Below are 7,050 nucleotides of genomic sequence, written 5' to 3'. Positions count from 1 at the left end.
GCTTACCACCAATGATACTCAAGGAATGTTGCGTTTAAAAATGTTAGCTGTCTGTGCATCATCTGACCCACGCCTCGATGCGATCGTCGAGCAGTTATTGGCAGAACACGCCAACGATCAAGATACCAAAATCAAATTAATTAATCGCTGTGGATTAGATGGTTTCCTATGGGAGCAAATGCAAAGAACCTATGGATATATATCCGCAGAAACAAGCATCAAAGACTTTGCAATTCAACTCTTCAAATATTGCTATTTTCAGAACTTCTCCAATTCTCATAGCTCTCAAATTAGTAATCCCTTATCTGCCGATGCAATCGTCTTTTTGAAGCGATGGAAAGATAGCCGTCAATTTGCGGAATCCTTTGAGAAGCTCTCTGATAACTGTGCTGAGATTCTCAATATTGAACAGGATTTACATAACCGCGATTTGCATCAACTGATCGAGTTAGATTATTTTTTACTAATCGATCAAAAAATTCTCAATGACCTAGTACATCAGCTCACCGCAAGGACAATCTCCCTAAGTGATATTACTTCCACAATTTATCAACGCCGCACCTGCCATTGGTACGATCGCTTTCGTGACGCTTATGAATCCATTAACTTTGCTGCTCAGTTTATCTATACCCTAGCCGAAGCTAACTTGACCATGGACTCGATCGCCGATGGCATCCAAAAATATAGCCAAACTTGGTTCCGTCTAGATCAGTATTATCGCAAAGTCATTTATCACAGTCGCTCTAGCAATAGTAAAGCGATTTCAGATCTAAAAGCCCAGATTGAAAATCTATACACCAATAACTATCTTTTAAAACTTAGCGATCGCTGGCAAACCTTCATCGATGCTGCGCCAAAATGGGAAGCGATCCCGATCCCTTCTCAAAGAAACTTTTATGAACGTTGGGTGCTCCCATTTCTCAATCGTGACAACAAAATCTGTGTGATCATCTCCGATGCCATGCGCTACGAAATTGGCGATGAATTTTTGAGCCTAATCCGCCAAGAAGATCGCTACGAAGCGACCCTAGAGCCAGCATTATCGATGCTGCCCAGCTATACCCAGTTAGGCATGGCAGCCCTATTACCAAATTCTAGCTTAGCCATTGCCGACAATGAAACTGGTCATGTCCTTGTCAATGGACAGCCCTCCAACGGTACGGCTAATCGTGACAAAATCCTCAAACAAGCAACTGGAGATCGGGCTAGAGCGATCGCGGCTGAAGATTTAATCGCCCTCAATCGCGACGAGTCCCGCGAACTCCTGAAAGCGAATGATGCTATCTATATCTATCACAACCGCATCGACCACACTGGCGACAAATTGCAATCTGAAGGATTAGCCTTTGAAGCTGCCGAAAGCACCCTCAAAGAGTTAATTCAATTAGTTAAAAAGCTAACTGCGTCAAACGCAAATAATATTCTGCTTACCGCCGATCATGGATTTATCTATCAAAATCAAGACCTCGAACAAAGTGATTTTCTCAGCCAAGATGTCAAAGGTCAAACCGTTCTCTATCGCGATCGTCGATTTGTATTAGGTAAAAGCCTCGATCGTACCGATAGCATCAAATTCTTCGACTCAAATAGCCTCGGTCTAGTAGGTGATATTGAAGTTTGTATTCCCAAATCCATCAACCGACTACGACTCAAAGGTTCAGGTAGTCGATTTGTGCATGGTGGAGCCACACTTCAAGAAATAACGATTCCGATCATCAGGATTAATAAAAAGCGTCAGAGCGATGTATCTTCCGTAGAAGTAGAGATCCTGCGCGGTAGTAGCTCAACGATCACATCAGGACAGTTAGCAGTGACTTTTTATCAAGTGCAACCCACTACTGATAAAGTGCGATCGCGCTATCTTCGTGCAGGGATCTATACTCAATCAGGCGATCTAATATCTGATTCCCACGATCTCAACTTTGACTTAGCCTCAGAAAACCCTAGAGAACGTGAACTACAGGTCAGATTTCTACTTACCAAAAAAGCCGATGAAGCCAATAACCAAGAAGTGATTTTGCGCCTAGAAGAAAAACTATCGGGAACCACCCATTATCAAGAATATAAATCAATCCGCTATTTAATTAGGCGATCATTTAGTAGTGATTTTGATTTTTAGGGGTTAGGGCGTAGGGGTTAGAAGTGGGAAGTAGAGAGTGTAAAGTGTAAAGTACGGAATTTTCCTTTTTCATTATTTCCCCTAATCCCTAACCCCTAGCCCCTAATCCCCACTTTCCACTCCCCACTTCCAACTTCCTATGAACCCTCTAGACCAAAAAATAAACACCCACTTTGCAGGACTAGTTGTTCGTAAAGACCTAGTAAAAACAGTCAAAGGTAATGCGATCGTACCTTCCTATGTCCTTGAATATTTGTTAGGTCAATACTGTGCCACCAGTGATGAGGCAACGATCGCCACTGGAATTGAAACCGTTAAGGAGATTTTAGGTAAACACTATGTCCATCGCAACGAAGCAGGATTAGTCCGTTCTAACATCAAGGAAAAAGGACGATACAAAGTTATTGATAAAATTAGCGTCTCTCTCAACGATAGAGCCGATATTTATGAAGCTGAATTCGCTAATCTTGGCATAAATAAAGTATTAGTTGACTCAGGCACAATTAAAACTCATCCTAAACTTTTAGTAAGTGGCGTTTGGAGCATTGCCGATATTGAATATCAATTCGTAGAAGATAAAAATATCAGTCCTTGGGTTTTAGCATCACTAAAACCAATTCAGTTATCCCACTTTAATTTTGATAGTTACATTGCCGCTCGCCGACAGTTCTCAACAGATGAGTGGATCGATCTGCTAATTCAAAGTATTGGCTTTAATCCAGCTATGTTCAGCGATCGCCATAAACTCAGTCAATTGATCCGTTTAATCCCTTTTTGCGAACGCAACTATAATCTGATCGAGTTGGGACCCAAGGGAACGGGTAAATCTCATATCTATTCCGAGTTTTCACCTCATGGCATTCTCCTCTCTGGCGGTGAAGTGACAGTTCCTAAACTGTTTGTCAATAACTCATCTGGCAAAATTGGGTTGGTTGGATATTGGGATGTAGTTGCCTTTGATGAATTTGCAGGAAAGCAAAAGCGCATCGATAAATCCCTTGTCGATATCCTGAAAAATTATATGGCAAATAAAACTTTTTCGAGGGGGATTGAGACGCTCGGCGCAGAAGCATCTATGGTTTTTGTGGGAAATACTAAAAATACTGTTCCCCATATGCTGAAGCATTCAGACCTATTTGAAGAGTTACCGCCCAAGTTTTATGACTCAGCCTTCCTCGATCGCCTCCATTTTTATATTGCTGGCTGGGAAGCCGATATAATTCGAGGAGAGATGTTTTCCAATGGATACGGCTTTGTAGTTGATTACCTTGCCGAAATTCTCAGGTCAATGCGTAATTATGATTACTCACAACATTACAAAGAGCATTTTTCCTTATCTTCAGATATTTCAACCCGCGACCGTGACGCGATCGATAAGACTTTCTCAGGATTAATGAAACTTATTTTCCCCCATCGAGAGGCAACTAATACGGAAATAGAAGAACTCCTCAAATTTGCGATCGAAGGTCGCAAAAGAGTAAAAGATCAATTAATGCGGATTGATGCCACTTACTCCGCAGTCCAATTCGTTTATTTCGACAAGTTGGACAAAACAGAACAACCAAATCAAGTCAAGTGTCTTGAAGAAGAAGAATATCCTGATTACTATTATCAAACTGCTATTACCCAAAATAATCGTGAAGCAACCAATAATGAAAGCGGAGAATATTCGATAACATCACTTTTAGAATCTCCAGATATCCTTAATCCAACACTTAAAGAGCAACATTTAACATTTATAGAAAATCAGCAAGGCGTATCATTTGATTCTCTCTTTGGGGCTTATTTGGCAGAAGCAAAGCAAATAACTATTACCGATCCCTATATTCGGATCTTTTATCAAGTCCGCAACTTAATGGATTTCTTAGAAACTGTTGTCAAGTATAAACCTGATGACTGCAAGATAAATATCCATTTAGTTACCACCGAAGACGATTTTAAAGGCACACAGCAACAAGAATATTTTGAAGTAATTAAGCAATCTTGTCTTAATGTAGGAATCGAATTTACTTGGGAATTTGATAATAGTCGAACTATTCACGCCCGTCATATCCAAACCGATCATGGCTGGAAAATCCTTTTAGATCGTGGTTTAGATATCTTTCAACACTATGACATGAGTAATACTTTTAGCTTTGCATCACGTCTTCAACAGTATAGATACTGCAAAGCTTTCGAGATAACTTATATTAGAGCGATCGCGCCAACTCTATAAGTTTAATTCAACTTACCATCCTTAATCCCTGATGAGCGTTAACAGTAATTCTTTTTGGGAGCACATTAGAAGCCAACTTCTGTAATAGGAATATTCGACAGCAGTATTTTTGAACCCGTCTGTACATCTAAGTGTACGATTAAATACTAGAAAGCGATCACCTTCTTATTTTTCCGAGTTATCAAACATAGCGATCGCAATACATTACTCTTCTGAGATCACCGATCTTGTAGAGTTCGTTGATACAATGTAACGCATCCAAACATTACTTAATGCTTATTGTTTGTTGGTTACTCTTCGCTAGAGGATTCTACAAGGTTGCATTTTGCCAAATAAAATTCTATTCATGGATTTTACCCACCCAAGCGAAAATCTTATTATTACACTTATTGGTTGTTTTATCTAATAAGTTGTATAACATAGAGCAAAAAAGGCAATGAATTGTCGTACAACACCGATTTTATAAGAGAGATATTATCGTGGAACCGAGCTTACCTGAAGTAAATCTATTGCTAAGTGGTGGAATAGATTCAACAGCTTTGGCTGCTTTCTACCTCTCACGAGGCGTGCTTGTGAAAGGATTTCATTTTAACTATGGACATCCTAGTTTTGCTGGTGAAAAACGTGCCGTTGAGAAAATTTCCTCTCACTATAAAATTGTTGTAACAACAATTGACTTAGGCTTGCAAATATTTAGTAATAAGGGAGAATATCGATGCCGTAACGCAACATTATTATTTTCTGCTGCTAGCATTTCTTCCTCTAAATCAGCCAGATTTGCTATAGGCATTCATTCTTGTACTCCATACTATGATTGCTCTCAATCTTTTGTTAATGATATTCAAAGACTTTTTGATGGATATTTTAATGGTTCTATTCAGGTAGAGGCTCCATTTTTAGAGCTTACAAAGGGTGAAATACTGAGTCTTTGTGATAAATTGAAAGTCCCAGTTAAAATCACCCATAGCTGCGAACGAAGTAGCGATATTCCCTGTGGAGAATGTCTTTCATGTATCGATAGGAGAACATTGAATGAAGATAAGTGAAAGTTGTAAGTCGCGGGAAATTTCTGTAATCAATGTATCTACACCTATTGTTATCCCATCTTTTTCAAGCCGTGGATTTCCTTGCATTGGTAGCATTCATAACGACATAAAGCGATACTTAGGTAAATCCTCCTTGGTTAGTGCCTATGATATTCATTACGGAAACATATCTCAAGATGATATATATGCTTCTGATATTCTCTTTATTGATAGTGGTGGTTATGAAGCTAAACCTGTTGCAGATTTCACTGAATCGTATATAGACGGGCGTTTATCAAGTGGGTGGTCAACGGATTATTATGAAGTTGTTTTAGAGGAATTACAGCCTCTTTCTCCCTTAGTAATTGTGAATTATGACTACTCAGTTCCTCAGCCTATTAGCAATCAGGTTGATTTGGCAAAAATACTTTTCCAAAAACACCCCAACTACGCCACTGATTTTCTTTATAAACCAGAAATAGAAGGTGTAAATCTAATTAACTTAGATGCCTTAATTAATAATTTTCAACTAATTGACTCATTCTCAATTTTAGGGATTACAGAGAAAGAGTTAGGAGATTCACTACTTGAAAGATGTCGCAATCTTCTTCAAATTCGCACTGCGCTTTTGGAGGTAGGATTGGAAACACCCATTCATATTTTTGGTTGTCTAGATCCTGCTGTCATGATTGCTTACTTTTTATGTGGTGCTGATATTTTTGATGGATTAGCTTGGTTACGATATACCTTTGATCATGGATTTGTAACCTATCACTCAACGGCAACTATGATGAGAGAGCAATGGTGTATTCCTGAGAATGATTTACTCATTACTCGTTGGATTTCCAATCTTGAATATCTTGAAGTTTTAACTCGAGGTATGAAAAGGTTCTGCAAAACAATCTCTATTAAAGAATTTCCAATAAGTCAGGATATACTTAAGAAAGTGTTATGTTTAGTTAAACTATCAGGCATCGAGATCGAAGGAGAAGATTGATGGGCGGCAGTGGTGGTTCAGGATATTATAACTCAAGGAGTTCTTCCCAAGGGATTGATCGACTTGTCGAACAGGTTGAAGGTCGAATTGAAAAATCAGACTATAACAGCCAAGTTAATGATATTCTTCAAGAAGTATTAAGAGATTTTAACCAAAGAGATTCTCCAAAAACTTGGGAATATATCAATACCCTAAAGGATGCAATAAATGCTGGCATAGAAGGAACAGTTGACCTAGCTTTTGGTGGCTCAGTTCGCAAGCATACCTATGTCAACGGTTTGAGTGATGTTGATTTATTAGTGCAGATCAACAACACCTCACTGGTACAAAGTTCACCTCGGCAAGTTTTAAGTCACTTTGAATCCCAAATCAAAGCTGCGTTAAGCAATATGGATGGAGTTCAAGTGTCATCTGGTAATTTGGCGGTAACAGTGTCTTATCCAGATGGGACAAAGCTGCAACTATTACCTACTATAAGAACAGCTTCAGGATTCCGAATCGCAAGTTCTAGAGATACAGAACAGTGGAGTAATGTTGTGCGTCCAATTTCTTTTGCTCGCAAGCTACTCCCTTCCCGCTGTAAGGCATGGTAAAATATGAAATAAAAAGACAGTAAAAAAATGAACCAAAACGAAGCGCTTCTGAACAAGCCGTTAGATCTCAAAGATTGGCAGAAGCAGTTCAATCGACATCA

Annotated in this window: 5 protein-coding genes; all 5 read left to right on the top strand. The window is 39.1% G+C overall.

The annotated features are described in order from the left end of the window. A partial coding sequence (pglZ, locus tag B9G53_RS15840) for a BREX-1 system phosphatase PglZ type A (protein ID WP_094533970.1) occupies nt 1-2,119 on the top strand: 2,119 nt, incomplete at its 5' end. Nucleotides 2,120-2,258: 139 nt separating this feature from the next. Further along, nucleotides 2,259-4,334 carry a BREX system Lon protease-like protein BrxL gene (gene brxL / locus B9G53_RS15835; RefSeq protein ID WP_094533968.1) on the top strand — a complete coding sequence of 692 codons (2,076 nt, stop codon included), beginning with the start codon at nt 2,259-2,261 and terminating at the stop codon, nt 4,332-4,334. 479 nt (nt 4,335-4,813) lie between these two features. Next, the gene (locus B9G53_RS15830; RefSeq protein WP_094533966.1) at nt 4,814-5,380 is read left to right on the top strand and encodes a 7-cyano-7-deazaguanine synthase; all 567 of its coding nucleotides are present in this window, start codon (nt 4,814-4,816) and stop codon (nt 5,378-5,380) included. Then, nucleotides 5,367-6,356, top strand: coding sequence for a hypothetical protein (locus tag B9G53_RS15825; protein WP_094533964.1), 990 nt, complete (start codon nt 5,367-5,369; stop codon nt 6,354-6,356). The genes B9G53_RS15830 and B9G53_RS15825 overlap by 14 nt, the downstream gene beginning before the upstream one ends. Next, nucleotides 6,356-6,949 carry a nucleotidyltransferase gene (locus B9G53_RS15820; RefSeq protein ID WP_176453237.1) on the top strand — a complete coding sequence of 198 codons (594 nt, stop codon included), beginning with the start codon at nt 6,356-6,358 and terminating at the stop codon, nt 6,947-6,949. The genes B9G53_RS15825 and B9G53_RS15820 overlap by 1 nt, the downstream gene beginning before the upstream one ends. Nucleotides 6,950-7,050 lie beyond the last annotated feature (101 nt).

Source organism: Pseudanabaena sp. SR411 (assembly GCF_002251945.1).
GTDB lineage: Bacteria > Cyanobacteriota > Cyanobacteriia > Pseudanabaenales > Pseudanabaenaceae > Pseudanabaena.
Note: the sequence above shows the minus strand (reverse complement) of the source record. Positions and strands in the feature narration are given on the sequence as shown.

Bases quoted from the DNA above. Each gene is read 5' to 3' on its own strand.
- B9G53_RS15825 (WP_094533964.1), top strand. From the start codon at position 5,367: ATGAAGATAAGTGAAAGTTGTAAGTCGCGGGAAATTTCTGTAATCAAT.
- B9G53_RS15820 (WP_176453237.1), top strand. From the start codon at position 6,356: ATGGGCGGCAGTGGTGGTTCAGGATATTATAACTCAAGGAGTTCTTCC.
- brxL (WP_094533968.1), top strand. From the start codon at position 2,259: ATGAACCCTCTAGACCAAAAAATAAACACCCACTTTGCAGGACTAGTT.